The following is a 24,660-nucleotide window of genomic DNA, read 5'->3' as shown; positions in this document are numbered from 1 at the left end:
ACCGACAGCAACCAGGATCCCGACAACGACGAGTACCCCGGCGCCGGCGAGGAGCAACGGTGTCGCGCTCCGCTTTTTCCGCGGTGGCGGGAACGGCGGGCCGCTTGGCGGTGCCGGGAATCCGGTCGGCGGCAGGCCGCCACCAGAGGGCTGGTGCGGACCGTACGGTGGGGGCTGGCCGGTCATGCGGACCCCTTTCGCATCGAATACCGGAGTGAGCCGAGTAGCTGCGAGTTGTCGCCCCCGGCGGTGAGGTCAGCCAACCATCGATACGACGACGAGCCAATACGCCAGTTCCTGGGGGATTCGTATCGCGCCCCAGCGAGACATGTTCGGTGTCTCTCGGTGCGAACCGCTGACAGGGTCGCCACCGCGTCGAGCGCACGACCGGGCTAGGATCGCAGTCTGTCCATCGCTGTGCGGAGCTGTTCCGCGGCAACGGTTTTGACCTCGTCGATATCGATCGTCTGTCCCTCGCGCACCGTGAGGATGATCAAGACCTTGATGGACAGGTTGTCCTCGACCGCGGCCAGCGTGTAGGACAGGCGCGGCCGCTGCTCCGATCGGAAATCTTGCAGTTCGAAATAGGCTTTCGTGCCGATACCGGGCACGTCACCAGTGGTGCGGTCGGATCCGGTCGACCCCTTCGCACCGGCCTCCCACCCGTAGTAGATGGGGTTACCGATCGGCTGTCCGGTATCGGGGTGGTGACCTTGGATCTCGCCCTCCACATTCAGCAGCCCGAATGCTGGCTGGTCTTTCGTGGTCTGGCTCGAGGCAGTGCAGCGGGCGGAGCCTCCCCCCGCGGACGTGCCTTTGAGTTCCCAATGCTGGCGATCGTTCAACGGATTCGGCACCCACCGCGCAAGCGCCGACAGATCGACTATGTCGCACCCATTGACAACCTTGTCAGTGGAGTACGTCAGATCGACCTGCTCCCCGCCCGCACCGGGATTCCCGTCCGGTCTCGGATCATCGGAACTGCTCACGCTCATCGCGACACCTACCGCCAGGATCACCGCCGGGACCAGGAACCCTATCCCCGCGAAAACCCACGCCATGCCGCCTCTCGACGGGTGTGGCGGCTGGGCCGAATCCTGCGGGGGATACTGCGGCGGTATCGACTGCGCCGGGCCCGCAGTGTACGGCCTCGGATCAGGTAGCGGCCCGATCGCATCCCCCACGGGGCCCGGCGGTCGCGGCTGCTGCCATTGGTCCGGGTTCGGCGGCAGCGCGTTTCGACCGGAACCCGGCGCGCCAACTCCCTCCGGCCCGGCAGGCCCGTAACCCGGTCCCCCGGCGTAGGCGGGCGGATGGTACCGGGTCGGCCGGTGGCTGGGCTCGCACCAGCGCTTGGTGGAGCCTGCCAGGGTCAAGGCGAGCATTACCACGCCCACGAGAATGCCGATCACACCGGGGATTGCACTGACAGGTGCGGAGAAACCGGGCCCCAGTACGATGGCCGCCAAGCCGGTGAGCAGGCTGACACCGGCCAGCACGATCAGGATGATACGGCCCGCGTTCTTCCTGGCCATCACCATGATGCCACCCAGCGTCCACAGCACAGCCAGCAACAAGTCGATCGCCAAAACCACGTACAGCGAGACGGGCTGATAGTCGGATCGACCCGTCACAATTCCCTGGTTCGTCCCTATGAGCATGACCAGGACGACAAGCGCCACCAACGCCAACAGAATGGCCAGAACCCCCGCGGTGATCGCGGCCCCACCACTCGCCGATGGCCGGGGCGGGTATCCGGGCAGCGGGTAGCCGGATTGCGGAGGGCTGGGCTGGGCCTGCGGATTGTCCACCGGGATCCCCCTTCTCACTCGTGCACGCCCGCTATCCACGCGACAGGCGATCCGATCGAGCCCACTTGTCGACACGCCCTCAACAGGGTCAGCGTCCCGAAAACGGCGACCCCACCTCAATCCGGACGCTAACACAAACAGTGACGCAGCCCACGACAGAAGATTCAGGGGCATCCCACGGGACGTGCGAACGAAACGACCGTCTCAACGGGCGGCACAATCAGCACGTTGAATCACGAAGACCGAACTGCGCCAACAATTTTCAGTAGCAATCGGTCAGCGGTGTTGGAATGAGGCTGGCTTCGGCATCGCTGTCGATCGCGCCGTGGGGCGTGTCCGCGAGGTCGGTGACCCGTTGCAGGACGGCGGCGTTCGTCGATACCGAAGCCAAGCGCAAACGGCTGATACGGCACCTCGAGGCGGTCGACGAACCCGACCAGGGACTCGTCCGCGATATCAGCGAACGCCGCTGGAAGCCGAAGCCATGCTTCGTCCGAATCCAGACCTGATTGACGCGCTGCCGATTGGGTACACCAGAGTGGAGCAACTTCCGGAGCATCTAACCCGTGCACTGTTCGAAGCCCTACGACTGGAGATCCGCTACAACAAGACACACAATCGGGGCGACCTACCGCATCACGCTGACCGGTCAGATGTTCGCCGCCGCGCATCGGCGCGCACGATGCCGTGCTCGTCCCGCTCACCAGCGACAACCACACAACCCCGAACACAACGAAACACCGCCGCGCCGTCCGGTGCGCAGCGGTGCCGTTTCCATGTTCGGTGTGCCCCCGGCGGGGCACATCGAACATGGGAACGGGGATGACCTGCGTCTTCTCGGTGGTCGGTTGGTCGTGGAAGCTGATTTCCCGTTGTGATGGCGGGGTCAGTGTCAGCGCTTTCGCGGTGGCGGGCGCTTGCGTCCGATGAGCTGCGGTAGGTCGCACGCCAGGTCTTGGCATCTGGCCCGGGGTGCCCGCAGCTTTCCTTAGTTGACAGCGACGGTCTCGGTGACCGATACGAGCAGGATTTCGTGGTGTCGACGGTTCGGTTCGTCGATCACCTCGTCCGGCGGCGGTGCGTCTGCGTCGCCGAGGGCGTCATCCGGCGTGGTCGGCGCGGACCTGGAGGCTCGGTCCGATTCGATCACGGGATCGTCTGCATCATCGACGAGGTCTTCGGCGAAGTGTTCCCAGTCCAGCGCGGCGGCGAACGCGTCGTAGTAGAGCTTCGCGGCCACCCGCGCCTTGTCTGCCGTCTTGTAGTGGCACGATTGCGGGCTTTCGACGGCATCTGTTCGGGGACCGAGGTCGATGGCGAACGTATGCGTATTTCCGTCGGTGTCGATCGGCCAGGCTTCACCTCCCGCGACCGTCGCACCGCCCGCACGATCACGGTCTGCGGTGCCGCCGGGGGCGGGCTGCGCGCAGGCGATCAGCAGGCGGCAGGATGTGTTCGGCGGGCAGCGGTAGGTGCCGGTGATCCGGATCAGGTACGCGGTGACGAGTCTCGCCTGCGGATCGATGGTGACCATCGCGTCCTCGAGACCGCCGACCGAACCGGGAGGAGCATCGGACACCAGGACCTCCTGATGCGGGCTAAGCGGTTGCACGGCAAGCACTTTCAGTCCATCACGAGAAGCCTGCGAAGCGCAGGCGATTGGGTTTCATCCCGTCCGCCTTGCTGGTTCGGCATAGGGGCTCGCACAGGTTCCGACTCCGTCTGTCAGATCATGGTGTTCAGGTCAGCACGGTTGCGGGGTCACGGCGGCGGTCAGGGCGGCGTGCGCGGTATCAGGGTCGGCTGTCGAGGGGATCACGCGCAGGACGGTCATGGCGGCGTCGCTGCCGTAGACGTACATCGTGTTGTGCAGCTCGAACAGGTAGGCATCGAGATCGACGGTGCGGTCGTGCACGATCATCTGCGCGGGGGCAGGCAGCCAGCCGGTCCGGTCGTAGACGACTCTCCATATCAGTCCGAGGCGGACTGCGAGGACGGCCAGCAGATCTGGCAGCTCGGCGGTGAGGTCATCGGATCGCGGCCACCACGCGCCGTCGAGATACTCGGCGCCTCGGGCCTTCGGCTTCAACCGCAGCCGCGGCGTGTATTCGGGCGGAACCCGGTGCCGGGCGGCGGGCTGGTGGATCTGTAACGACATCATGGTGGTGGTCCTGTTCGTTGTCGAGCCCGAGGCCGTCGAACCCCGAACGGGGCCGTCGTTCGTCAGGAGCGGGCGGTGGGATTCACCCGGGTTCGGGCACCGCCTTCGGACTCCCATTGTTGTTCTGCGCCACCGATTTCCACACCGGCCTTGTCGCGGTGTGGTGCGGTGAGGGCGAGGAGGGACGCGACGGTCGAGGTGTTGTGGGGGTCGGCTGCGGCCGTCATGGCGGCCTCGGCGGAGTCGTGGGTGGTGTGCGGTGGGATGACCAGCAGGGCGAGGGTGGCGCCGTCGAGTGTGTGGACGTCGATGGTGTCGGCCGGTCGGTGCCGGTAGCCATCCAGGGCTACCCGCCGGCCCGCGAGGGCGGCTTTGCCGGGTGCCGGAGCCCAGGTGTCGAGGTGGTAGACGACGCGATGGATCGGCCCGAGCCGGGCGGTGAGCACCGCGAGCAGATCGGGGAGTTCGGCGACGAGGTCGTCGCTGTGCGGCCACCACGCGCCGTCGACGGAGCGGGTGCGGCGGGATTCGGGCGCGACTCGAAGCCGCGGGCTGTAGCCGAAGGTCTGGTGGCGCCCCGCGCTGGTGGGGCTCGATTGTCTCGATTGTGGTGTCATCGTGGCTACTCCTGTCTCGGCCGGAATGATCGGGTTGGATCTTGCGTCCGGCTACTGGCTGGGTGACGGCACGTTGACGTGGCAGTCGTCGACTTTCGGGTTCATGCCGAGGTAGTTGAGCGGTCCGGCGACGATGGTGACCGCGATGGTTCCGACACTCGCGCAGTTGGTCGGGGCGCTGTTGTAGTAGTCGCGTTGCGCACCGGCGATGACGCCGGCGATCAGCCACACGAACACCAGGATCATGGCGATGCTAGTCGTTCTCGAGCGGCGACCGGTCCGCATCCTCCTGCTGTCGTGCGCGTAGCGTGTCATTTCTCTAACTCCATGTCATCGAATGTCGTACTGCTGGTGCATGTTTCGGAATCGGTCTCGTAACTCGGCGTAGGCGGTGGGCCTGTGCCGGCTTATTCGAGCCGGTCTCGCCAGCTCGGGTAGGTGCGGATGTGCCGTGAGCCGCCGGCATGTTCGTTGAGGTCGCGGCTTGCGGGGGTGTCCTCGGGGTGTGATCGGCGTAGCAGTTGTCGTGCTGCGCTGCTGAGGGCGGGGTGCTGGCCGTCGGCCGATTGGCGATTCATTGCCGCCATGGCGATCACGCCGATAACGAGGGCGCCGATGAGGATTCCGGTGATCAGGGCGATGATGACGAACATGGCGGTTCCCGGGTAGTGCTGTGTCGTGGAGTGTTGGTCAGTAGTAGTGGCGGCGGCCGCCGACAGCGTGCCCGGCACGACCGGCGACCATCAGCCCTACGCCGATGAGGAGCACGATGATGCCGGCGGTGGTGAGCAGGCCGATACCGAGCAGGAGTCCGGCGGCGAGCAGGACGGCTCCGAAGATGATCATGACTGGGGTACCTGATTTCGGATAGTGCGTGAGATGTCACGCGGCAGGCGAGGTGCTCGCCGGGCAGGGATTGGCTATCGACGCTGGTCGCCGTGGGCGGCACCGGACTGCCCGGCACCGGCACCGGTGCGACCGAACATCTCGCGCAGACCGCGCTTACGGGGTGTGGATCGGTTGCCGTTTTGCTGTCCGACGGCGGTGCCGGGCACCTGCGCTCCGACATCCGCGGTCCCGGGATTGCTGTAGTAGGTCGGGGCGTTCTGCTGCGCGCCGGAAGGCTGCGGTGGGTAGGGGCGGCGGGCATCGCCGACAGGCGTGTCGCGATGCGAGGCTTTTAGTTCGCGGCGCGCGCTCGCCCCGCGGCGGGCCGTGCGGCGAGCACCGGCCAGCAGCAGGCCCAGGCCCGCGATACCGATACCGCCGACGACGATGCCGTACAGGAACAGCACACCGGTGGATCCGGTGACGTGGTAACCGAATACTGCGAAGTTGTCGGTCAACGCGTGCGTGCTGCCGCCGTTGGCGAACACGCCCACGACTCCGACGAGTACCGCGGCGATGAGGACGATGAGCCCGATGATGACGATCATGACGATCCCTCGGATCTGTTGGTCCCTCAAGTACACGCCCATCCGTATCCGATGTCAACGGTGTAGGACTACACTCGAAAACTACAGTGCTTCTACTGAGGCTATGCGACCACCCGGTAGCCGGATACAGCCATGAGATCGGACGTGAATCACGTCATGGATACCGATCTGGACTCTCCCGACCTGCTCTTCCGTCTCCAGCCACTCCGGCGCCGGCGGCAACCGGTATGTGCTCGTGAATTTCGGTGGCCTGACATGCCTGACGGTGCACGACCAGGACAAGCTCGACGACCTCACTCAACAATCCGTCACCTACACCGCCTCGCTGACCGACGGCGGCGACCTCGACATCGAGACCAGCTCCCTGTCTGCCCTCACCGGCTGCCCCGGGCCCGGCAACCCACTCCACCCACACGCGGCGAGTAACCACCACTGCCACCGCCTGCGCCGACCCGGGCACGCGACGTCGACGACGACGACGCGAACCATCTCGGCACGACACGAAACGACACCCTCGTGCACCTCACCGACCAGGCCGCGCCAGAATCTCCCGCGCCTCCACGACATCTCGGCCCGCATCCATCAGGACCCGGCACAGTCGGCGTCGACCCGGAGCCCTGGGCGGAACCCGGTGAGGTCGCGCGGCGAACGTCTCGTCGCCTGCGGCACACGATCGCCGGAATCGCGTGGACACTCGCGTTCGCCTATTTGATCGTCGAGTTCGTCACCGCGTTCTTCTGGAAGACCGGCTACAGCTTCCGCCACGACACGATCAGCGACCTCGGCATCACCGCGTGCACCCCCCACGCGTGCTCACCGCTGCACCTGCTCATGAACGCCGCATTCGTGGCCCTCGGCCTGCTCACCATCATCGGTGCCATCGGATTCCGCGACTACATCCCCCACGGACGCCGACAGTGGTCGATCGTCGCCCTCGCCGTCGTCATCGGTCTCAGCACCGCCGCGACCGGACTGTTCCCCTCCAACAACGGCATCATCGTGCACGGCCTCGCCGTCATGCCGGCGTTCGTGTCCCGGCACATCGTGCTCATCCTGCTCGCGATCTGGCTGTGGAAACAACGCCGCCTCGCCGCCATCTGGTCGGCGCTGTGCGCCTCGACCGGAGTCACCGGCGCCATCCTGCTGGCCATCGGCATACAGGTCGGCATCAGCGAACGCCTCGTCTTCTACCCGCTACCGACCTGGATGGCCATCACCGGCGTCGCCCTCATGCTCAAACCCCTGCGCAACATGACACCACCGCGCGGCATACCACCGGCGGGCAGGGGATCTCGGCGCGAACGACGCAGGCCATCAACAATGTAAGCCTACAGCGTAGACATGCGCTGTAGCGGCAGCCTAGGCTGGACTCGACAGCTGGTCGACATCGACAGGCGCGCCGGATCGAGAAGGAACCAAGAATGGCAATGCCAACGCCCTACGAGCGCCGGGTGGCTCGCGTCCGAGACGCCGTGCAGAAGCACTCCGACCTCGACGGCAACGCCGCGACCGCACTCGCCGAGCGGGTGCTGCACGCACTCGACACGATCCCCGAGAAAATACGCTGACGAGGATCCAGCAGGATCCTCCACCTCGCCCCCTATTCTCTGATGCCGATCGCCTGAACATCACCGAACCTGCCGAGGTGCGGTAGATAAGGTACGGCGTGGCTGCGTCGTGTCCGCGCCTGTTCGCCAGATGCGTTGAAACTGGGTGCAGCGCAGTGTATTCCATGACTTTTCAGGCGCCAGGCGGTGTACTGCAACGGGCAGCTGGGCGCCGTCGTCGGATCACCTGCGTGGTTGAACCCCTGAGGCGTGGTGCACCTTCCGGCACGCCCACTGGCCCGCTTGCTATCTGTCGAAACAAGCTGGTGCACAACGAAATACGTCTGTAGAATCGCTGCGTCTGGTTCTGTGCTCGATGATGTGGTCCGGGCTTCGCTCGCAATCCACATACTGGCGTACCCCGCAGCGTTCCAGGTGAGCCGATCCGGCCGCGTATCGACGTTGCCTCGGCGATACCGGTGTCGAAATCCGAGAGGGGACAGGCGATATGGCCATACTCACCGAAACGAAGGACGGCCCGCTGGTCTTGAGCCCGCGGGAGGTCGAGGAGATCGGTCGGCAGCTGGACGAGTTGCGCGCGCGGATCACCGCCGACCTGGGCGCGAGGGACCGCGAATACATCTACTCGATCATCAAGGCGCAGCGCGGTTTCGAGGTGGCCGGGCGTGGCCTGATGTATATGGGCTTCCTGCCGCCGTTCTGGCTGGCCGGGGTCGCGGCGCTGAGTGTCTCCAAGATTCTGGACAATATGGAGATCGGCCACAACGTGCTGCACGGCCAGTGGGACTGGATGCGCGAGCCGGGGCTGAATTCCCGTGTGTTCGAGTGGGATCTGGTGTGCCCGGCCGATCAGTGGAAACGCTCTCACAACTACCTGCACCACACCTTCACCAACATCCACGGCCGCGATCGCGACCTCGGCTACGGGCTGCTGCGTATCACCGAGGAGCAGCGCTGGAACCCGTACTACCTGGGCAATCCGGTGTACGCGTTCGCGCTGATGCTGTCGGTCGAATGGGGTCTGCTGCTGCACGACCTGGAGGTGGACAACATCGTGCGGGGCAAGCGCGGATGGGCCGACGTCAAGCGGCTGCTTCCCGGTCAGTGGCGCAAGGCGAGCAGGCAGGTGCTGAAGGACTACATCGTGTTCCCGCTGCTGAGCGGGCCGTTGTTCGCCACCACGCTGGCGGGGAACGCCACCGCCAACGTCGTCCGCAACGTGTGGGCGTTCTCGGTCATCTTCTGCGGCCACTTCCCGTCCGGCGCACAGACATTCACGGAGGCGGAGACGGCGAACGAGACGCGGGGCGAGTGGTACGTGCGCCAGATGCTCGGCTCCGCCAACATCAGCGGCGGCAGGCTGTTCCACATCATGTCCGGCAATCTGTCACACCAGATCGAGCACCACCTGTTCCCGGATCTGCCGTCCAACCGGTATGCGGAGATCGCGCCCGAGGTGCGCGCGCTGTGTGAGAAATACGGCCTGCCCTACAACACCGGCCCGCTGAGCAGGCAGATCGGAACGGTGTGGGCGAAGCTCTTCCGGCTGGCGTTGCCGACGGTGTTCGGCGGGCGTCCTCCACGGCCCGGCGTTGTCGTGCTGCGAGACCGGCACACTGTTACCCCCTGACCAGTTCGGTGCCGCTCTTTGGCGTTGGGGGCTGGATTCGGTTGCGGTGTAGCGGGGCCGGAGATTCCTGGTCGGACGTCGTGTGTTTTTGCGTGGGTTAGGGTCGCGGTGTGATGTCCGGGTCGTCCTCGTCGGAGCGTTACGACGTGCTAGCGGTCGCTTCGTCGGCCGGTGGTATCCCCGCACTGGGGGTCCTGCTGGGGGCCTTCGGCCCGGATCTTCCGGTGCCGGTGCTCGTTGTCCAGCATCTTGATCGGCACCGTCGTACGAGCCTTGCCCATATTCTTGCCCGTTGGACGACTTTGGCTGTCCGTCTCGCCGGAGACCAGGAGCAGATCGAACCCGGGGTTGTCTATGTCGCTCCGCCCGATCACCATCTGCTCGTGGAACCGGGAGGTGTGCTGGCGCTGACGAGCAGCGAGCTTGTCCATTTCGTGCGGCCGTCGGCCGATCTGCTCTTCGAGTCGGTCGCCGGCACCTACGGACGGCGGGCGATCGCGTGCGTGCTCACCGGCACTGGCAGCGACGGTGCCCTCGGAGCGCAGGCGGTGAAGTCGCGCGGCGGCACCGTCATTGTCGAGGACCCGGAGACCGCGGCATTCGATGGCATGCCGAACGCGGCGGTCGCGACCGGATCAGCCGATTTCATCGTCCCTGTCGAGGAGATCGGTGCGGTCGTCTGCGGACTTCTCGGAACCAGCGACAATACCCGCCGATCGACCGGCGGGCACTGAATCCGCCCGCGCACAGGCGACGAGGTTGCATTGCTGCCGCAATCCCTCCGGTCCACCTCGAATCCGCGACTGGCCTGTCCGCGGCAGTGACCACATTGGTCCGGCCCAGCGACCACTGTGAGGGCACCTCGGCTCGCCGATCGGGTTGACGATCACCGGGCGGGGTATGCGGTCGGTAACCGACACCGACAGCCTGGCGACCGGAACGCGAAACACGTATTCACCCCAGCAACATTCAGGAGTTTCTATGGGCATCGTCATCGGCCTGACCGCTGTGGTCGCGGCCGTCATTCTCGGCATCGTCGGTGTGCTGACCGATGGTCCGTTCCTGTTCGGCATCGTCGTCGGCGCGGTCGGCGCGGCCGGTCTGGCAGTGCTGTCGACCGGGCTGCGGCGCTTCCCGCGTCCCGGCGCCACCGCTATCCCCGAGCCGGATAGGTCTCGGGGCGAAGACTCTGCGTTCGACGTCGACCGCCGGGAGCATGCCGGCGGCTCGCGGCACATCCGCACCCACCCGAGCTGGCGGGACCGGCTCGAGTGGCCGCGCCGCCGTCAGCCCTGACATCCACCCGAACACGCAGCGCTGCAACACATCTGCGAGCACTGCGCACGACACCTCTCGAGGCAGTCGCCGATCGTTCTCCGCCTGAGGCCCGCGGGGGCAACGCGGTCTGCTCGGTTATCGAGCGACGGTGGTCATCAGGGTGGCGCGCGCGGTGTCGGGGTCGGCGGTGGAGAGGAGGACGTGCAGCACGAGCATGGTGCTGTCGCTGCCGAACACGTACATCGTGTTGCCTGCCTCGAATGGGTAGGCGTCGAGCCGGACCGCGCGACCGCCGATGGTGGTCTCCGCAGGTGCGGGTGACCAGCTGGCGTGGTCGTAGACGACGCGTTGGATGGGTCCCAGCCGAATTGCCAGAACTGCCAGCAGGCTCGGCAGTTCGGTGGTGAGGTCGCCGGATCGTGGCCACCAGGCGCCGTCGAGGTAGGCGTCGCTGCCGGTGTCCGCCCTCAATGTCAATCGAGGCGTGTATTCGGGTGGAACACGATGCCGAGCGGAATGCTGCGGGTGGATCCGCATTGGTGTCATGGTCGTACTCCTCGTGTTTCGCGTCGGGCCGAAGGGCCGGGCGGTGGTGGGTGATGTCACTGCGGATGCTCGGCTCCAGGCATCGAGAGGGGCGTGGCCGTGGTGGTGATGCCCGTGAGCAGGATGTCGAGGCCGCGTTCGAGTTCGGCGGCGCCGTCGTAGACGGCCAGCTCCGAGGCGAGCCCACGAAGGAGGGGGAATTCGCCGATGGGCAGGCGGTGCAGTCCGAGCCGCAGCAGGTCGCTGGCTTCCTCCGGTCGTTCGACGATTTCCTGGAGCTCGTTGAGGACGTGCCCGTACAGGAATCCGAATAGGGCGCGGTAGATGTGCACGGCGTCGATGCCGCTGAAGTCGGACCGGGTGAGCAGTTCCAGGATGTGTTCCAGCGGGCGCAGGGTGCCCAGCGGCCGAAGTCCGAGCGGTGCGGCCAGCGGGTGGGTGACCAGCAGCGGAACCGCGTGCGGATGCGCGACCGCCAGTCGGCGGAAGTCGCGCGCGACAAGGCGCAGCTGATGGCGCCAGTCGGGATCGTCGGCATCCACGGTCAGCTGTTCGAGCAGGATCTCGGTGACCCCGTCGAGGAGAGCCGCCTTGTTGATGGTGTGCCGTTAGAGCACCATCGGGTCGTGACCGAGCGCCAAGCCGAGGCGACGCATCGACAGCGTGCCGACACTGTCGCTGTCGATGATCTCGAGGGCGGCGGTCAATATCGCGGTGCGAGTCAGTGGATCGTTCGGGGCACGGGCGCGGGGGATGGCCGGTTGGTCCGATCGGCGGGCTGGACCGGCCCTTGCATCGTTCATCACATTCTGCGCTCTCATGTCGAACTGGCATGTCTACCGTGTAACTCTACACTGTAGACATACGTTGTATGGGTGCCTAGACTGGAGTAATAACCGGCCGATCCGCGGCGGAGATAGGAGTTCGGCGATGAAGCGACAGAAGAACCCGTTCGGTATCGGCGCACACGGCCCACCCGGCGATCGCAGCCTGCGGTTGCGGTTGAAGACCGACACCGCGAAGACCGGCTACGTCGACGGGGGGTGGCGGCCCCGCAGCGACAACCTGACAACCGAACTGCCGGCGCTGCTCGCAGTCCTGGCGACCCGGCTCGCGCCCATTCATCGGGTCGCATACCACACCGGTGAATGGGCCACGGCGCCAACCGAACTCGTCATTGCCGGGCGGACGGTGCGGCTCGACGGACACCCGCACGGCACCGCGCACACGATCGAGGTGTCCGGTGCGAGAAACCACCGACTGGTCCTGTTGGTCGTCCCGGCCTACACCGACGCGGGCCACGCGTTCGCGACAATGATGTCCGCCGCCGCCACGGGCAGCACATCCACTGTGGACGAGCTGCTGTCGATCGGTACGCAAGAACGCGCCGATCGCACGAAAAGAACGGCCGCAGTGCAGCGTTGGAAGGTCGGCGCCGCAATGAACGCGGGAGTTCCCTCGCATTGAGGCATCTGCTCTCCGGGGTGCGGGAACGTCACGTCCTTCGCCGGGTCCGTACGCCGTTGACACGGCTGTAGCGCCGCCGAAGGCGCGGTCCCAGGGCGGCGTTGATGCGGCGCGTTCGTCCCTGCAGGGCTCATCCGGAGTTTCACGGCGCGCGGGGTTTGAGCCACAGCGATCGGCCGTCAAGGCGTCGGCTGCGAGAACCGATCACTCAGCTGCACGTGTGCGGAGTCGAGTCGGTCCATGGACGCTCGGGTGGTGTGAATCAGCTGGTCGAGTTCGTCGATGGCGCAACGGATCGTGACGCTGGCGGCTTGGCGGCGATGCGGTGCGGCGACGTCTCGCTGTGAGCGGACCAGTTCGTTGTGGATGTTCAGCCCGATCGCGAACATGCGGTCGATCAACAGATCGCTCACCTCGCCGACGAGATCCCGCTCTGTCGGCCTGTTGCCCGCGCTCCTGGTTTCGCCAGGCAATCGCTGATCGGATGCGGGTTGATCGCCAGCGCCCGAGGGTGCGGGAGAATTCATCGGAACCACCTCGGGATAGGAGTGAAGGCGGGCACGGCCACGCTTCGGGACCCGAGTGTCGGCACCCACAATAGCCGGTGCATGGGTCGATCGGGCGCGGGTGCGACCGTGTGCAGTGTCTGGTCGAAGCCGACCTCGCGCAGGCGGGTGGTGATTTCGGCGCGGCCCATTTCGCGGGATCCGTTGTCGTAGAGTACGGCTCGTGCGGTGAGGGTCTCGGGGAGCATCAGCGTCGCACCTCTCGCACGGTTGTGATGGGGTCGGCCCGGTGCACGCGGATCTGCACCTGCGGTAGCCGAGCAGGGATGGTCCGGATGTGCAGGCGGGGGCTGCGGTCCTGATGGACGCGGATCTGCACGTCGGGTACGCGACCCGAGTGCTGGCGGCTGGCTGCCGGGGCGCTGGCCTGTGCGGTGTCGGGCTCACTACTGCGGAACGGCGCGGGCCCGGGGACACGGCTGCTGCTCGGGGCGGGGGACTCCGGTGCGGGTGTGCGGCGTCCGAGTAGCAGGACGGCACCCACGATCGCGGCGAGGATCAGGGCGGCCGTCACGACGAGCGCACCGACAGGCGTTGTCCCGGATTTGTTCTCCGGAGCCTGTGCGTCCGCGGCGGGGTTTGTGGGTGGCGCGGGATTGACTGCCTCGGGCTCGGAGTTCGCGATCGGGTCGGTGGTCACCTTCCGACTCGCGAGCACGGTGACCGACGTCGTCGAGGTGATCGAGCTGTTCGCGGTGCAGGTGGCGGTCAGGGCTGACTTGCCCGGTTCAGGGTCGGCGGGCACGGTGACGGTCGTGTCGAACTTGTAGTTCGTGACGGTCACCGTGGTGGCGGAGGCGGCCCAGCTCGGTCTGACGGTCACCTTGCCGCACAGCCAGTTTCCGCCGTGCACAGCGATCGTCGTGCCCTGCACCGCGGTCGGCGGGACCTCGAGGATCAGCGAGTAGCCGTCGCGGCTGTTTACGCCGTCGCCCGTGCTGGTGGTCGGTGGCACCGGGCGCACGGTGGTGCCTGTCGGTGAGGGCGGCGCCGAGGTCACACTCGAATTCGGCGGCGCCGCAACCGAAGACGGAGCCGCGGCCGCGGGAATCGTGGCGGCGAAAACCGCGGCGAGCACGGCGGCTGCTGTCGCGACCTGCCGAATGAGAATGCGGCGACCGGGCAGGATCGAAGTGGAGGGAATCGTCATGGCTGCGCACTCCGGGAGCGCCCAACGCCAGCCGTCACCCCGCACGGCTGAGGTTGCGAAAAAGAGATGGAGACAACGGGATACGTTGCCCGGCCACGATAAGCAGCGCCGACACCGGCGGCAACCGATTTGCCGATTTGTTTGGTTCTGGTCGCCAACCTGGGCACCGCTTGGTCGCGAAACTCGGCACCACCCGGCTGGACCAAATTTCCGTGGGCGTGGAGTTGAGCACCACCCCGTCCATGCCGCCCGCCACCGGTTCGTACGTTCCGGCGATCGACGGCGTGCCGAACAGCTCCCGGGGTGCCGATATCAGAACTGCCGGGCCGGTTCGAGCACAGTGCCGTCTGCTGTAGTGAGGTCGGTTGCCTCGGATCGCAACTGATGCAGTGCTTTCCAGTCGATGTCGAAGGGTGCTGCGTGGAGGATGGCGGTGAGCAGGCCAAGGCGCGCGGTGCGGGTGGCAGGGTCGTCGCTCATGACGAGGATCTCGTCGAAGAAGGCCCGGAGCGCGTTCGCCAGTGGCTGGGCGGCCCGCGTCCAGGCGGTCAGGGACAGGCCCTGAGTGTGATCGAGATTCTTGAGCGCCGCGACCAGGTTCTGCTCGGCTGGTTCGGTGAGCTGGTCGGCATCGACGGTTGCAGGGGTTTCGGGTGGCAGGATTCGTGTGATGCGCTGGAGCCCTTCGACGATCTCGGCGAGTTCGTGTGGCGTCGCGCCTCGTGCTTGCTCGATGTCGGCACGCAGCTGATCCGCTCGTCGGGGGTTGATGGCGGCTGGCCGGGTGGCGTCGATCAGGGCGACGGGGATGTTTTCGTCGCGCAGTCGCTGTTCGTAGCGGGTGACGAGTAGCTCTTCGGCGGTGTCGAGTACGGCGTTGTCGACGGTGATGCCCTGTTCGCGCAGCTGGTGCGCGGCGGTGGTGAGTCCGTCGCGGTAGGTGATGGCCTCTAGTTGTGGAGTTTCGCGGAGGATGCGGACGATGCCGAGGGCGGCGCGGCGCAGGCCGTAGGGGTCGGAGGTGCCGGTGAGTTTGGCGCCGATGGCGAGCATGGCGACGAGCAGGTCGAAGCGGTCGGCGAGGGCCAGTAGCGCACCGGGCACGGTGGCTGGGAGGCGGTCGTTGTGGTGGCGCGGCAGCTCGGCGTCGAACAAGGCGTCGGCGACCGTGTCGGGTTCGCCTGCTTTGCGGGCGTATTCGCGGGCCATGGTGCCGGCGAGGGAGGTCATTTCGATGACCATCTGCGTGGCGAGGTCGAACTTCACCAGCTCGCCCGCCCGCTCCAGGATTGTGGATTCGTTGGGAGACAGGGTGATTCGTCCGGCGAGGTCTCGGCTGGCGGCGGCGATGCGGTGGGCGCGTTCGGCCATCGAACCGAGCCGGTTTTCGAACGTGAGCCCGGACAGTTGGGAGCGGAACTGCTCGGGCGTGGTCTGCAGGTCGGTATTCCAGAAGAACGCCGCGTCCTCGAAGCGGGCGCGCAGCACGTTCTCGTTGCCCTCACGGACGGTCTCGGCGTCACAGCTACCGTTGGCCAGGGTCACGAACAGCGGCAGCAGCTGGCCGTTGGCGCCGCGAACGGGCAAGTAGCGCTGATGTTTGCGCATGACAGTGGTCAGGATCTGCTCGGGCAGCCGCAGATACTTCTCGTCGAAGCGGCCGAGGATCCCGACCGGGGTCTCCACCAGGTTCGTGATTTCGTCGATGAGACCGGCCTCGGCGTCGATATCGATCGTGCCCTGGTGGGTGGCGGCGAGCGAGGTTGCCTGCTGGATCACGTTGGCGCGGCGCTCGTTTCGGTCGGTGAGGATTCCTTCACCGCGGATTATCTGGTCGTAGTCGGCGGCAGCGTCGATGCCAGGCTCCGGGTGCTCGGCGTGGCGATGACTGCGAGTGACGCGGTCGGCGGCGAGTGCTCCGGTGGTGATGGGGAGGACGGTGTCGTCGAGGAGGGCGAGGAGCCAGCGGATGGGGCGGCTGAACGTGAGTGCCGGGTCGTTCCAGCGCATGTTCTTGTCCGCCCGCAAGCCTGCGACCAGTTGGGTGAGGATGGTGGTGAGGATGTCGGGTGCGGTGCGTCCGTGTCGGATCTGTTGCACGGCAACGTGTTCGGTGCCGTTGACATCGATGCGGATCAGGTCTTGCTCGGTGCTGTCTTGGGCGCGGAGGAACCCCTCCAGCGCACGCGTGGGGGTGCCGTCGTCGGTGTAGGCGGTGCTGGTTTTCGGGCCTCGGCGGGTCTGGGTTCCGTCGGGTTCGCGGTCGGCGATGTCGCTGATGTGGATGACGAGGCGGCGGGGTGTGGCGTCGACGCGGATCGGGCCGTGCGGGAGTTCGGTGTCGGCGAGTAGCCGGGTCAGTTCCTGTTCGACCGCGGCGGCGGTGGCGTCGACGACGTGGGGCGGGAGTTCTTCCGTGCCGATCTCGAACACCAGCAGGCCACCCGTGGCGGGCAGGGTGGCCGGGTTCACGGCCGGAGTTGCCGCCGGTAGCGGTGTGGTGAGGCCGCGGGGGTGGCCGGCTTCGGCGCGGAGTTCGGTCCACAGGGTGGCGACGGCGCGGGCTTGGGTGCGCATGGTTTGGAACCATTTGGCGCGTTCGGTGGTGGAGATGGCGCCGCGGGCATCGAGGACGTTGAACGTGTGCGAGCTTTTCAGCACGAACGTGTGCGCCGGGATGGGCAGGCGTCGTTCGATGAGGCGGTCGGCTTCGCGGGAATAGGTGTCGAGCAGGGTGCGGGTGGCGTCGATGTCGGCGTCATCGAGGTAGTAGCGCGACATCTCGTATTCGGATTGGCCGAGGAATTCGCCGTAGGTGACGCCGGGCGCGTACAGGAGGTCTTTGAAGTGGGTGACCTTCTGCACGGCCATGAGGATGCGTTCGAGGCCGTAGGTGATCTCGACGGGGATAGGGTCGAGGTTCTGGCCGCCGACTTGCTGGAAGTAGGTGAACTGGGTGATCTCCATGCCATCGAGCCACACCTCCCAGCCGAGGCCCCAGGCGCCGATGGCGGGCTGGGCCCAGTTGTCCTCGACGAACCGGACATCGTGGGCGTCGAGGTCGATGCCGAGCGCTGCGAGGGAGCCGAGGTAGAGCTCTTGAGGGTTGCCGGGTTCGGGTTTGATGATGACCTGGAACTGGGTGTGGGTCTGCAGCCGGTTGGGGTTCTCGCCGTAGCGGCTGTCGTCGGGTCGCACCGACGGTTCGACGTACGCCACGCGCCACGGTTCGGGGCCGAGCACGCTGAGCAAGGTGGCCGGATTCATCGTTCCCGCACCGACTTCGGTGTTGAACGGTTGCGCGATCACGCAACCGTGACCGGCCCAATAGGTTTGCAGTCGAAGGATCGCGTCCTGCATGGACAGAATCGACCCGGATCCTGGGTGAACGGCTGCGTCATCGGCCATCGGGCTACCTTATCCTCCGATCTCGGTCGAACTCGTGGCGGGCATGCCCGGAATTCCCAGGCCGGTAACGGTTTTCGGAGCGAAGAAACTGGACAAGTGACAACCTCCGCGGCACGCATCGGCCACGGCGCAGCCCGCGCAGCTGGCGCGAGTGGTGACGGCAGCGTGCACGCGGTCGGTAAGGGCCGGCCACAGATCGGCGACGGGATGGTCGGTGAGGCGACCGAAGTAGACGTTGCTATGCGGGCAGTTGCGCAACTGGCCGTCGTAGCTGACGCTGGCCCACACCATGCCGGATTCGCAGTGGCCGGATAGTTGGGAGAACCGCAGGCCGAGGGTGGGGTCGTCGGAGCGCAGCGGGGTGTCGGTGTCGCTGGTGCACAGTTTCTGCGCGCACGGCCAGGCGACGGTCATGCCGGGGCATTCGGTGGCGGTCAGGTGGTCGATGTCGCGCATGAGCGGCAGAGTCACCGAGACGGGGACGCCATAGCGGTCGTCGTTGCGGCCGGTGGGCACGTAGCGCATGACGCCGAACTCGCGGACCCCGAGCTGGTAGGCGTCGCGGATGACGTCGAGCGCGCCGGGCACGTTGTCCTGGACGAGGGTGAGTTCGGCAACCACGCTGATGCCGGCGTCGAGCAGCAGCCGCATGGCGGTGACGGCTTTGTCGTAGGCGCGGGGGTGGCCGGTGAGCTGGTTGTGCTGGTCGCGGTCGCCGTGGATGGACACCAGCGCGCAGCGCACGTTCGCGGCGGCGAGGCGGGCTGCGCGGTCGGCGGTGATGAAGTGCCCGTTGGTGAATACCACCTGGTACAGGCCGAGTCGGCCGCCGTGCTCGAAGATCTCCATCGCGTCCGGATGCAGCAGCGTCTCTCCGCCGCTGTAGCGGATGACGAAGCAACCCCGGTCGGCGCATTCATCAAGGATCGACGTCGCGAGATCGGTCCGGATGTGTTTCTCCGGCAGGTTACGGACTGCGCGGCGGATCTCGCTGTCGGACATCGCGGGGTCGATCTTCCACACGTTGTAGCAGAAGCCGCAGTTCCAGTTGCAGACCGCGGTCAGCTCTATCTCGAGCCGCAGCGGGAAATCGAGCCGGGTGTCGAACCGTTTGTCGATCTCCAGCAATGACCCGCCCTGCACCGGTGGCTGCTGGGGCGGCGCTGTCAGGGTTGTGAGGAGGGTGTCGAGGTCGGCGGCGACGCGAGTGGGGTCGGTGTGATAGCGGTCGGCGACGGCGTGGACGACGTTTTGGTGGTCGGCGCCGTCGTAGATCTGGTCGACCATCTGCCGGGCGACCGTGTTGCGTAATCGGTGGAAGGCGCCGGAGGAAGGGTCGAACAGTAATCCGAGGTCTCGGCGGTAGCGCAGGCGGTCGGTGAGCGTGCCCATTGTGGCGGTGGTCATCACGCGGCTCTCTTCTCGTGTCGGGGCGCCAGCCGGTCCAGCAGTCCGAGGACGTCGACGGTCACCCGTTCGGGGGACGCGCCGTACTCGCGGGCGATGGTCTGGGCGATCTGGTCGATGGTGTGGCCGGTGTAGGCGAGGTCGACGATGCGTTCGGCGGTAGGGTTGCGCAGCCGCACGCAGGTGTCGGTTTGCCAGTCGTGCAACAGTTTCTGTGCCGGGTTGTACCGGTAGTGCCGCAGGATCCATTGCGGGCTCCCGGATTCGGCCTCGTCGATCGCCCGGTACACGGCGCGAGCCTGGTCGAGGTGATCGCGCACCGAAGCACGCTGCAGCAGGCGTTCGGCGTACTCGGCGACACGGGGATCGGTGATCGGCATGCCGAGGCCGGTGATCTGCTGGAAGTTGGTCGACAGCATGACATCGACCAGGCTGAACTCACTGATCGCATAGGGCCCGCCGTAGGTGTCCAGCAGCCCGGCCACGACGTCGCATACCCACCGCGCCTGCTCGACCGCGGCGGGATCCAGATGTGAGGGTGGTTGCGGGCGAAGCGATATCGCGTATGGGGCGTCGTCGATCAACCGGGACAGGTCGTGCGAAGCCCACGCGCACACCGACCGAACCACAGCGCGGTGAGCCGGGGTGGAGCCCATCAGCCGGCTCCCCGACTCGGGCACGATCTCGTCGAGGTACTCCGCCATCGCCACCACGTCCGACGCCACAGCACCGGTCTCGGTGTCGACCAGGACCGGAACCCGCGGCAGCATGCGCACCACCGATCCCGCGAGCGCGTTTTCGGGGTCGCGGGCGGCGAGGTCGGCGAACCGGGCTTGGCAACCGATGTGGGCCTCGCGTTCCTCGGGGACATCGTCGACCGTCAGAACGCCCTCGGGGGTTTCGGTGGTGGGCCAGTCCAGTTCGATGCGCCGCTCGTCGAAGGGAATATCCTTCTCGCGCACGGCGATTCGCCCGCGCATCGACCAACCCGAAAAGTGCAGGTCACCTGCATACAAGATCAGCATTTCCCCCGGTTCTCCCTTCGACGACAGTCCTCAGCAGAGCCGGGCACCGCGGCATCGTCGGTACCCGACCCACTGCAGCTGTCAGTTGCATTGGCGGCTGATGAGCAGCTTGGTCTCGACCTCCGGCGATTCGTACTCCGTCACCGCGGCGACCGCAGTCTCGTCATCCATGGATTTCCCTCCCTCCGAACATATTTCAGGCGGTGGACATCCCGAGTCTTCCCCGCGTGGCCTGCGCGGGCTATCCCGTCTACCTGTCGTATTCGTGGACAGCGACCACCCGGCGATGGCCACATGTTGGACATCGAGCAGCGGCGCCGGGCATATCTCGATGTCGCCAGAGGAGAGACTGGACATATTGTGGACAGATGGTGCTCAGCTCGCCGCCGCCCATTGATCACGTAAAGGGGTGCTTGACCAAGCTGCGCCAGGGCCACGCGCTGGCGCGGCCGACCGCGTTGTTGAACGCGCTGGACGACCAGGTCCGGGCCTACTTGTGCCGCGACCGCAGCTGCACGCCCGGCTCCCCGGAACAGATCGCCGCCGTGGCCGCCACGATCCGCAGCGCAATCGACCAGCTGTCCGACGACGAACGCCTCTACGCCCGAGTGGATTTCAACCTCCACGCCGACCACCATTTCACTACCCTCACCGACCGGCAGGAGTCCCTGGCCGCCCATCAGAAATGCGCCTCCAAAACCGTGCGCCGGCACTCCGCACGCGCCCTCGACACACTCGCCTACCTGCTGCTCACCACACCTGTTCCGGCCGCTGACACCGCATCGCCGACGCCTCCGCAGCACGGCCATCAGCCACCGTCGACCGAAGCGCTCGACCTGGCGGCGACCGTGTTGCGCAGCTTCTGGCGGCTGCGCCCGGACGCTCGCGTGGACATCGTGTGTTCGGAAATCCCCGGGGACGAGCGGCCCGAGTACGCCTCACCGGCGGACCGGAACTATCTGCGATACGCGAAGTTCGCCGACCTGGACACCCTCATCTTCGTCCGCACCCGCCTCGCGCAGGAGGCACCGACGGTCGTCGTCCGCGATTTCGCACCGTCGGAGCACTACGACACCCACGCCGATGTTCTGATCGTGATCGGCGGCCCACCCTGGAACGCCAAATACCGGGAGTTCGTCCCTCAGCTGCCCTTCCACTTCGAACCCCATCCCCTCGGCCAGGACGACCCTCTCGTCGTCCCCGATCTCGACAACCTCACCCTGCCCCCACGCTGGACCCCGCGCGGCGAACTCATCGAAGACCTCGCCGTGTTTACCCGCCTGACCCTGCGCGGCACCACGGTCTTTCTGCTCGGCGGCTGCCTCACCCTCGGCGTCCTCGGCGCCGCCCGCTGCCTCCTCGACAACGAATGCGGGCCCCGCAACGCCGAATACCTCACCGGCCGTCTCGGCGACGACGACTTCGTGCTCGTCACCGAAGCCCGCCGCATCGGCGGCATCACCGACATCGCCGACCTCACCACCGTCGAGCCGCTGCTGCTACTCTCCCGAGGCATCGGCGAGAACTGGTCGGTCGTCGTCGACAACACCAAACGCTTCACCGACCGCCACCGCCCGGCAGGACAACACCGGTGACCGACCCGGCCATCGCCACCTACATCATCAACCTGCCCCGCCGCACCGACCGCCGCGCCTGGATCCACGCCCGCCTCCCGGCCGGCCTGAATCCCACCTACACCTCCGACCTCGACACCGTCATCGACGGACACCAACTCACCCTCGAGGGTCTGCACGCCGCCGGGATCAAACTGTTCGACTGGCGCATCGACTCCGGCAACCCCTGGTGGAACCGCCCCCTCAAATACGGCGAAATCGGCTGCACGTTAGCGCATCTCGCATGCTGGGCACATGCCGCCGAACACACCACCGCCCCCTACATCCTCATCCTCGAAGACGACGCCGTCCTCGACCCCGGCGTCGCTGGCGACCTCGCTGCCGGGCTCGGCCGACTCGCCGAGCATGGCGCGTGGTTCGATCTGCTGTATCTCGGCCGCTATCGGATCGAGCCCGACCTGCCCGCCCCGGTGCCGGGGTTCGTTCGCCCCGGCTACAGCCACTGCAGCTTCGCCTATCTGCTCACCCGTCCCGCCCTGACGATGCTGCTGGCCGCCGGGCTCACCGACGCCATCGTTCCCATCGACGAATTCCTCCCCGCCACCTACCTTCCGCACCCGCGCACGGACGTTCGCGCACGGTTCCCGCCCCGGCTCACCGCCCTGGCGTTCGAACCGCCTCTGGTGACGCAGCGGCCGAAGACCGACGCCGGCAGCGATACCGAGGACTCCGACTTCGTCGCAGACGGACCTCTGGCTACCGTCGGACGCGTGAGGTCCACTGGCCGATCAGCGCGGCGAGCCGCTGACCGGGCCAGCGATCAATCGGCGTGTGGACATTGATTCCGGTCACGATGTGCTCAGGCGGAACATCTTTGGTCACGACCGCTCCCGCCGCCACGTAGCTGCGCGGCCCGATCCGCACACCACCGACTACCCGCGCTCCGAACCCGACCACTGAATCCGCCTCGACCACCGGTGGTGCCTCATCGACACCCCACCACCCCAGATCCGGACGTGTGTACTCGTGCACCAAATCGCCCATCACCGTGGACCTGTCGCCGATGACCGTTGCGTCGCAGACGAACCCGGCCACACAGGCATCCTCGCCGACGTGCACGCGGTCGCAGACATACGCGCCGTGCGCTACGCGGGAGCGGGCGCCGATCACGCATCCGTAGCCGATCCGCGCGCGGTCCTCCACCACGCACTCCGCGCCCAGCACGGTGCCCTCGTGGACGATGATCTGGTTGAACAACAAGCAGCCCTCGCCCACCACCACTCGTTCGCCCGGTGACCGGGTGCCGCGTTGCGCGTCGCGGATCCTGGCCTCCTTCGGATACCCGAGCACGCACTGCTCACCGATAACGGCACCGGCACCGAACTGCACCTCCCCGTACAGATCGGCCAGGTTCATGACACCGTCGGTGACTGCTCAACCAGCCACCCGGCTGTCACCGCGATCGCCTCGTCTTCGCGCTCGCGGGAATCGAACCCATGGTCGGAACCCACGACGGTGTGCAGCCGGGTGCCCGGTCGCTTCCACGCCGCCTCAGCGGCAATGGGATACGAGACCGCGCCGTCCTGGTCACCGTGCACAATCAACGCCGGAACCTGGCTGGACGGAAAGTAGTCCGCCGGCCGGTAGTGCTCGAACTCGCCGAACAGCACACGCCCCAACTCGAACTCGCCATCCACAACGAGAAAACCCTTGTCCTGCAACTGCTTCTGCGGAATCGGACCGAAATTCTCTACACCCCAAGGCAACTCTGGTTCCAGGAATGTGTGCCGCAGGTCGAGCACCGGGTTCCACAGCACCAGCCGATGTAGCCCTTCCTCGAGCCACCGCAACGACAACAGGGTAGGCACCGCACCGAAGCTGGCAGCGACGACCGATAACGGACCGGCACACCGGCGGTGCACCAACTCGACCGCGGCCTGCAGATCCAAGCACTCTCCCGCGATCGTCACACCGCGTTGCGTCCCCCCGCTGGCACCGTGCCCACGGAACGAGAACCGCACCACATCGAACCCCGCCGCCGCCAACCGCTCGGCCAGCCGCACGAACATCCCGCCGCCCTCATCCAGGTCCACGGTGATCCCATGCGCCAGCAACACCGACCCGCGCACCGGCGACGCCTCCGCCGGATGCACCACGGCCTCCAGCTCGAGGCCATCCACCGACGTCAACTCCACACGTTCCACCCAGCCAGCTCCGTTCACTCGGTCCCGGCAGTCGACCACAGAGCATCCATCGTCTCGTGCGACACCTCCGCGCACAATTCACCCGCCGCCGCGAACGCCATATTCACGATCGTCCGCCGGCCCCGCCGGATCGGATGCACACGGTGCAGGGTGGTCTTCGTCCGCATCAGATACACCTCGCCCGCACCCACCTCGAGCCGATGAACCGCACGGTCCCGCAGAATCCCATCCACGTCAGGGCGATGCTTGTCCCACACCGTGTGCGGAACACACTCGACGAACCCACCGTCCACGACTGGAGGACACTCCGCGACCCATACGAGTGCGAAACTGTAGTCGTCCCAATGCCATCCGTGCGTATCCTCGGGTCGCTCCAACCGGGTGATCACGAACTGCTCCGGCTCGTAGGGACAGGCGAACACCTGCTCACCAGCTATGCGCGAGACCGCATCAATCACCGCCGAGGACCGGTAAGCGGACGGAATCACTGTGCCGTACTCAGCGATTCGTGCGCGCGTGGCGTTCCACATCCGCCGCGGCGTCGAATCGGTCTCCGCCAGCGTGAGGTCGCGACGAACGGCGATGGTGTCAGCCAACCGAACCGCCTCGACTGCAACAGTATTCACAACCTCTGGCGAGATAAACGATGTGACACTTACACATCCACACTCGTCGAGCGCTCGCCGCGCACAGGCAAACCCGTCATTCCTGTACACATGCCTCCCAACCGTCGCCGACGGTTACGCATTCGTTCCACGTGTTCGAGACCTAAAGCCTACGTAGACGTTCCGCTGCGGAGTTCCGACCAGCGG

The 24,660-nt window shown here is 66.4% G+C and carries 26 protein-coding genes and 1 pseudogene; 9 read left to right on the top strand and 18 right to left on the bottom strand.

The genetic code is table 11. The features are described 5' to 3' along the window. Positions 1-392 precede the first annotated feature (392 nt). Complete coding sequence (locus ACYVLQ_RS07840) at positions 393-1,811, bottom strand: DUF308 domain-containing protein (protein ID WP_460696720.1); 1,419 nt, start codon at positions 1,809-1,811, stop codon at positions 393-395. 290 nt (positions 1,812-2,101) lie between these two features. On the opposite strand from ACYVLQ_RS07840, the gene ACYVLQ_RS07835 reads away from it, so the two are divergent. Then, the gene (locus ACYVLQ_RS07835) at positions 2,102-2,320 is read left to right on the top strand and encodes a hypothetical protein (RefSeq protein ID WP_460696719.1); all 219 of its coding nucleotides are present in this window, start codon (positions 2,102-2,104) and stop codon (positions 2,318-2,320) included. Positions 2,321-2,799: 479 nt separating this feature from the next. On the opposite strand, the gene ACYVLQ_RS07830 is transcribed toward ACYVLQ_RS07835, so the two are convergent. From ACYVLQ_RS07830 to ACYVLQ_RS07800, 7 genes are all read right to left on the bottom strand, one after another. Then, on the bottom strand, positions 2,800-3,390 hold the full coding sequence (locus ACYVLQ_RS07830) for a hypothetical protein (RefSeq protein ID WP_460696718.1): 591 nt from the start codon (positions 3,388-3,390) through the stop codon (positions 2,800-2,802). A gap of 165 nt (positions 3,391-3,555) precedes the next feature. After that, complete coding sequence (locus ACYVLQ_RS07825; protein WP_460696717.1) at positions 3,556-3,972, bottom strand: DUF5994 family protein; 417 nt, start codon at positions 3,970-3,972, stop codon at positions 3,556-3,558. A gap of 62 nt (positions 3,973-4,034) precedes the next feature. Further along, complete coding sequence (locus ACYVLQ_RS07820; RefSeq protein WP_460696716.1) at positions 4,035-4,589, bottom strand: DUF5994 family protein; 555 nt, start codon at positions 4,587-4,589, stop codon at positions 4,035-4,037. Positions 4,590-4,640: 51 nt separating this feature from the next. After that, a complete protein-coding gene (locus ACYVLQ_RS07815) occupies positions 4,641-4,835 on the bottom strand; it encodes a hypothetical protein (RefSeq protein ID WP_460696715.1) in 195 nt (64 codons plus the stop codon). Positions 4,836-4,996: 161 nt separating this feature from the next. Continuing rightward, entirely contained in the window at positions 4,997-5,242 is a 246-nt protein-coding gene (locus ACYVLQ_RS07810) for a hypothetical protein (RefSeq protein WP_460696714.1), read from the bottom strand. Between the two features lie 37 nt (positions 5,243-5,279). Beyond that, positions 5,280-5,435 (bottom strand): DUF6131 family protein, encoded by a 156-nt coding sequence (locus tag ACYVLQ_RS07805; protein ID WP_460696713.1) that lies wholly within the window; start codon positions 5,433-5,435, stop codon positions 5,280-5,282. A 74-nt stretch (positions 5,436-5,509) separates the two neighbouring features. After that, positions 5,510-6,025, bottom strand: a complete 516-nt coding sequence (locus ACYVLQ_RS07800; RefSeq protein ID WP_460696712.1) for a hypothetical protein — start codon at positions 6,023-6,025, stop codon at positions 5,510-5,512. Between the two features lie 516 nt (positions 6,026-6,541). Here ACYVLQ_RS07800 and ACYVLQ_RS07795 point away from each other — a divergent pair. From ACYVLQ_RS07795 to ACYVLQ_RS07775, 5 genes are all read left to right on the top strand, one after another. After that, positions 6,542-7,351, top strand: a complete 810-nt coding sequence (locus ACYVLQ_RS07795) for a DUF998 domain-containing protein (RefSeq protein ID WP_460696711.1) — start codon at positions 6,542-6,544, stop codon at positions 7,349-7,351. Positions 7,352-7,446: 95 nt separating this feature from the next. Continuing rightward, a complete protein-coding gene (locus tag ACYVLQ_RS07790; protein WP_460696710.1) occupies positions 7,447-7,593 on the top strand; it encodes a DUF6307 family protein in 147 nt (48 codons plus the stop codon). A gap of 487 nt (positions 7,594-8,080) precedes the next feature. Beyond that, positions 8,081-9,223 carry a fatty acid desaturase family protein gene (locus ACYVLQ_RS07785; protein ID WP_460696709.1) on the top strand — a complete coding sequence of 381 codons (1,143 nt, stop codon included), beginning with the start codon at positions 8,081-8,083 and terminating at the stop codon, positions 9,221-9,223. Between the two features lie 113 nt (positions 9,224-9,336). Next, positions 9,337-9,957 carry a chemotaxis protein CheB gene (locus ACYVLQ_RS07780; RefSeq protein WP_460696724.1) on the top strand — a complete coding sequence of 207 codons (621 nt, stop codon included), beginning with the start codon at positions 9,337-9,339 and terminating at the stop codon, positions 9,955-9,957. 247 nt (positions 9,958-10,204) lie between these two features. Further along, the gene (locus ACYVLQ_RS07775; RefSeq protein WP_460696708.1) at positions 10,205-10,519 is read left to right on the top strand and encodes a hypothetical protein; all 315 of its coding nucleotides are present in this window, start codon (positions 10,205-10,207) and stop codon (positions 10,517-10,519) included. A 117-nt stretch (positions 10,520-10,636) separates the two neighbouring features. Here the strand turns inward: ACYVLQ_RS07775 and ACYVLQ_RS07770 are convergent, their stop codons facing one another. Both ACYVLQ_RS07770 and ACYVLQ_RS07765 read right to left on the bottom strand, forming a co-directional pair. Further along, on the bottom strand, positions 10,637-10,978 hold the full coding sequence (locus ACYVLQ_RS07770) for a DUF5994 family protein (RefSeq protein WP_460696707.1): 342 nt from the start codon (positions 10,976-10,978) through the stop codon (positions 10,637-10,639). Between the two features lie 125 nt (positions 10,979-11,103). Then, a pseudogene (locus ACYVLQ_RS07765) lies at positions 11,104-11,850 on the bottom strand (TetR/AcrR family transcriptional regulator). Positions 11,851-11,977: 127 nt separating this feature from the next. On the opposite strand from ACYVLQ_RS07765, the gene ACYVLQ_RS07760 reads away from it, so the two are divergent. Beyond that, positions 11,978-12,514: a DUF5994 family protein gene (locus ACYVLQ_RS07760; RefSeq protein ID WP_460696706.1), complete on the top strand. Its 537-nt coding sequence runs from the start codon at positions 11,978-11,980 to the stop codon at positions 12,512-12,514. Positions 12,515-12,693: 179 nt separating this feature from the next. Here the strand turns inward: ACYVLQ_RS07760 and ACYVLQ_RS07755 are convergent, their stop codons facing one another. The 5 genes from ACYVLQ_RS07755 to ACYVLQ_RS07735 form a co-directional block, all read right to left on the bottom strand. Beyond that, the gene (locus tag ACYVLQ_RS07755) at positions 12,694-12,927 is read right to left on the bottom strand and encodes a hypothetical protein (RefSeq protein ID WP_460696705.1); all 234 of its coding nucleotides are present in this window, start codon (positions 12,925-12,927) and stop codon (positions 12,694-12,696) included. Positions 12,928-13,267: 340 nt separating this feature from the next. Then, positions 13,268-14,230, bottom strand: a complete 963-nt coding sequence (locus tag ACYVLQ_RS07750) for a hypothetical protein (protein WP_460696704.1) — start codon at positions 14,228-14,230, stop codon at positions 13,268-13,270. 312 nt (positions 14,231-14,542) lie between these two features. After that, complete coding sequence (locus ACYVLQ_RS07745) at positions 14,543-17,638, bottom strand: glycine--tRNA ligase (RefSeq protein ID WP_460696703.1); 3,096 nt, start codon at positions 17,636-17,638, stop codon at positions 14,543-14,545. 9 nt (positions 17,639-17,647) lie between these two features. Next, positions 17,648-19,045, bottom strand: coding sequence for a radical SAM protein (locus ACYVLQ_RS07740; protein ID WP_460696702.1), 1,398 nt, complete (start codon positions 19,043-19,045; stop codon positions 17,648-17,650). Then, positions 19,045-20,070, bottom strand: a complete 1,026-nt coding sequence (locus tag ACYVLQ_RS07735) for a PqqD family peptide modification chaperone (protein WP_460696701.1) — start codon at positions 20,068-20,070, stop codon at positions 19,045-19,047. The genes ACYVLQ_RS07740 and ACYVLQ_RS07735 overlap by 1 nt, the downstream gene beginning before the upstream one ends. Positions 20,071-20,483: 413 nt before the next feature. On the opposite strand from ACYVLQ_RS07735, the gene ACYVLQ_RS07730 reads away from it, so the two are divergent. Together ACYVLQ_RS07730 and ACYVLQ_RS07725 are read left to right on the top strand one after the other, a co-directional pair. After that, a complete protein-coding gene (locus ACYVLQ_RS07730) occupies positions 20,484-21,665 on the top strand; it encodes a hypothetical protein (protein ID WP_460696700.1) in 1,182 nt (393 codons plus the stop codon). Then, on the top strand, positions 21,662-22,486 hold the full coding sequence (locus ACYVLQ_RS07725; protein WP_460696699.1) for a glycosyltransferase family 25 protein: 825 nt from the start codon (positions 21,662-21,664) through the stop codon (positions 22,484-22,486). Before ACYVLQ_RS07730 ends, ACYVLQ_RS07725 begins: the two co-directional genes overlap by 4 nt. On the opposite strand, the gene ACYVLQ_RS07720 is transcribed toward ACYVLQ_RS07725, so the two are convergent. Genes ACYVLQ_RS07720 through ACYVLQ_RS07710 form a run of 3 tightly spaced genes read right to left on the bottom strand, consistent with a single transcriptional unit; the run spans position 22,401 to position 24,564 of the window. Further along, positions 22,401-23,060 (bottom strand): acyltransferase, encoded by a 660-nt coding sequence (locus tag ACYVLQ_RS07720; protein ID WP_460696698.1) that lies wholly within the window; start codon positions 23,058-23,060, stop codon positions 22,401-22,403. The genes ACYVLQ_RS07725 and ACYVLQ_RS07720 overlap by 86 nt on opposite strands. Next, complete coding sequence (locus ACYVLQ_RS07715) at positions 23,057-23,839, bottom strand: alpha/beta hydrolase (protein ID WP_460696697.1); 783 nt, start codon at positions 23,837-23,839, stop codon at positions 23,057-23,059. The genes ACYVLQ_RS07720 and ACYVLQ_RS07715 overlap by 4 nt, the downstream gene beginning before the upstream one ends. A 23-nt stretch (positions 23,840-23,862) precedes the next feature. After that, entirely contained in the window at positions 23,863-24,564 is a 702-nt protein-coding gene (locus ACYVLQ_RS07710; RefSeq protein ID WP_460696696.1) for a HalD/BesD family halogenase, read from the bottom strand. Between the last annotated feature and the right edge of the window lie 96 nt (positions 24,565-24,660).

This window comes from Nocardia thraciensis (genome assembly GCF_054782435.1).
This window is presented reverse-complemented; position numbering and strand designations above follow the sequence as displayed.

What these genes read in the sequence shown, in the direction of transcription:
- ACYVLQ_RS07835 (WP_460696719.1), top strand. Translation starts at nt 2,102, where the DNA reads ATGAGGCTGGCTTCGGCATCGCTGTCGATCGCGCCGTGGGGCGTGTCC.
- ACYVLQ_RS07825 (WP_460696717.1), bottom strand. Translation starts at nt 3,972, where the DNA reads ATGATGTCGTTACAGATCCACCAGCCCGCCGCCCGGCACCGGGTTCCG.
- ACYVLQ_RS07820 (WP_460696716.1), bottom strand. Translation starts at nt 4,589, where the DNA reads ATGACACCACAATCGAGACAATCGAGCCCCACCAGCGCGGGGCGCCAC.
- ACYVLQ_RS07815 (WP_460696715.1), bottom strand. Translation starts at nt 4,835, where the DNA reads ATGATCCTGGTGTTCGTGTGGCTGATCGCCGGCGTCATCGCCGGTGCG.
- ACYVLQ_RS07810 (WP_460696714.1), bottom strand. Translation starts at nt 5,242, where the DNA reads ATGTTCGTCATCATCGCCCTGATCACCGGAATCCTCATCGGCGCCCTC.
- ACYVLQ_RS07805 (WP_460696713.1), bottom strand. Translation starts at nt 5,435, where the DNA reads ATGATCATCTTCGGAGCCGTCCTGCTCGCCGCCGGACTCCTGCTCGGT.
- ACYVLQ_RS07800 (WP_460696712.1), bottom strand. Translation starts at nt 6,025, where the DNA reads ATGATCGTCATCATCGGGCTCATCGTCCTCATCGCCGCGGTACTCGTC.
- ACYVLQ_RS07790 (WP_460696710.1), top strand. Translation starts at nt 7,447, where the DNA reads ATGGCAATGCCAACGCCCTACGAGCGCCGGGTGGCTCGCGTCCGAGAC.
- ACYVLQ_RS07785 (WP_460696709.1), top strand. Translation starts at nt 8,081, where the DNA reads ATGGCCATACTCACCGAAACGAAGGACGGCCCGCTGGTCTTGAGCCCG.
- ACYVLQ_RS07780 (WP_460696724.1), top strand. Translation starts at nt 9,337, where the DNA reads ATGTCCGGGTCGTCCTCGTCGGAGCGTTACGACGTGCTAGCGGTCGCT.
- ACYVLQ_RS07775 (WP_460696708.1), top strand. Translation starts at nt 10,205, where the DNA reads ATGGGCATCGTCATCGGCCTGACCGCTGTGGTCGCGGCCGTCATTCTC.
- ACYVLQ_RS07760 (WP_460696706.1), top strand. Translation starts at nt 11,978, where the DNA reads ATGAAGCGACAGAAGAACCCGTTCGGTATCGGCGCACACGGCCCACCC.
- ACYVLQ_RS07750 (WP_460696704.1), bottom strand. Translation starts at nt 14,230, where the DNA reads ATGACGATTCCCTCCACTTCGATCCTGCCCGGTCGCCGCATTCTCATT.
- ACYVLQ_RS07745 (WP_460696703.1), bottom strand. Translation starts at nt 17,638, where the DNA reads ATGGCCGATGACGCAGCCGTTCACCCAGGATCCGGGTCGATTCTGTCC.
- ACYVLQ_RS07740 (WP_460696702.1), bottom strand. Translation starts at nt 19,045, where the DNA reads ATGACCACCGCCACAATGGGCACGCTCACCGACCGCCTGCGCTACCGC.
- ACYVLQ_RS07735 (WP_460696701.1), bottom strand. Translation starts at nt 20,070, where the DNA reads ATGCTGATCTTGTATGCAGGTGACCTGCACTTTTCGGGTTGGTCGATG.
- ACYVLQ_RS07720 (WP_460696698.1), bottom strand. Translation starts at nt 23,060, where the DNA reads ATGAACCTGGCCGATCTGTACGGGGAGGTGCAGTTCGGTGCCGGTGCC.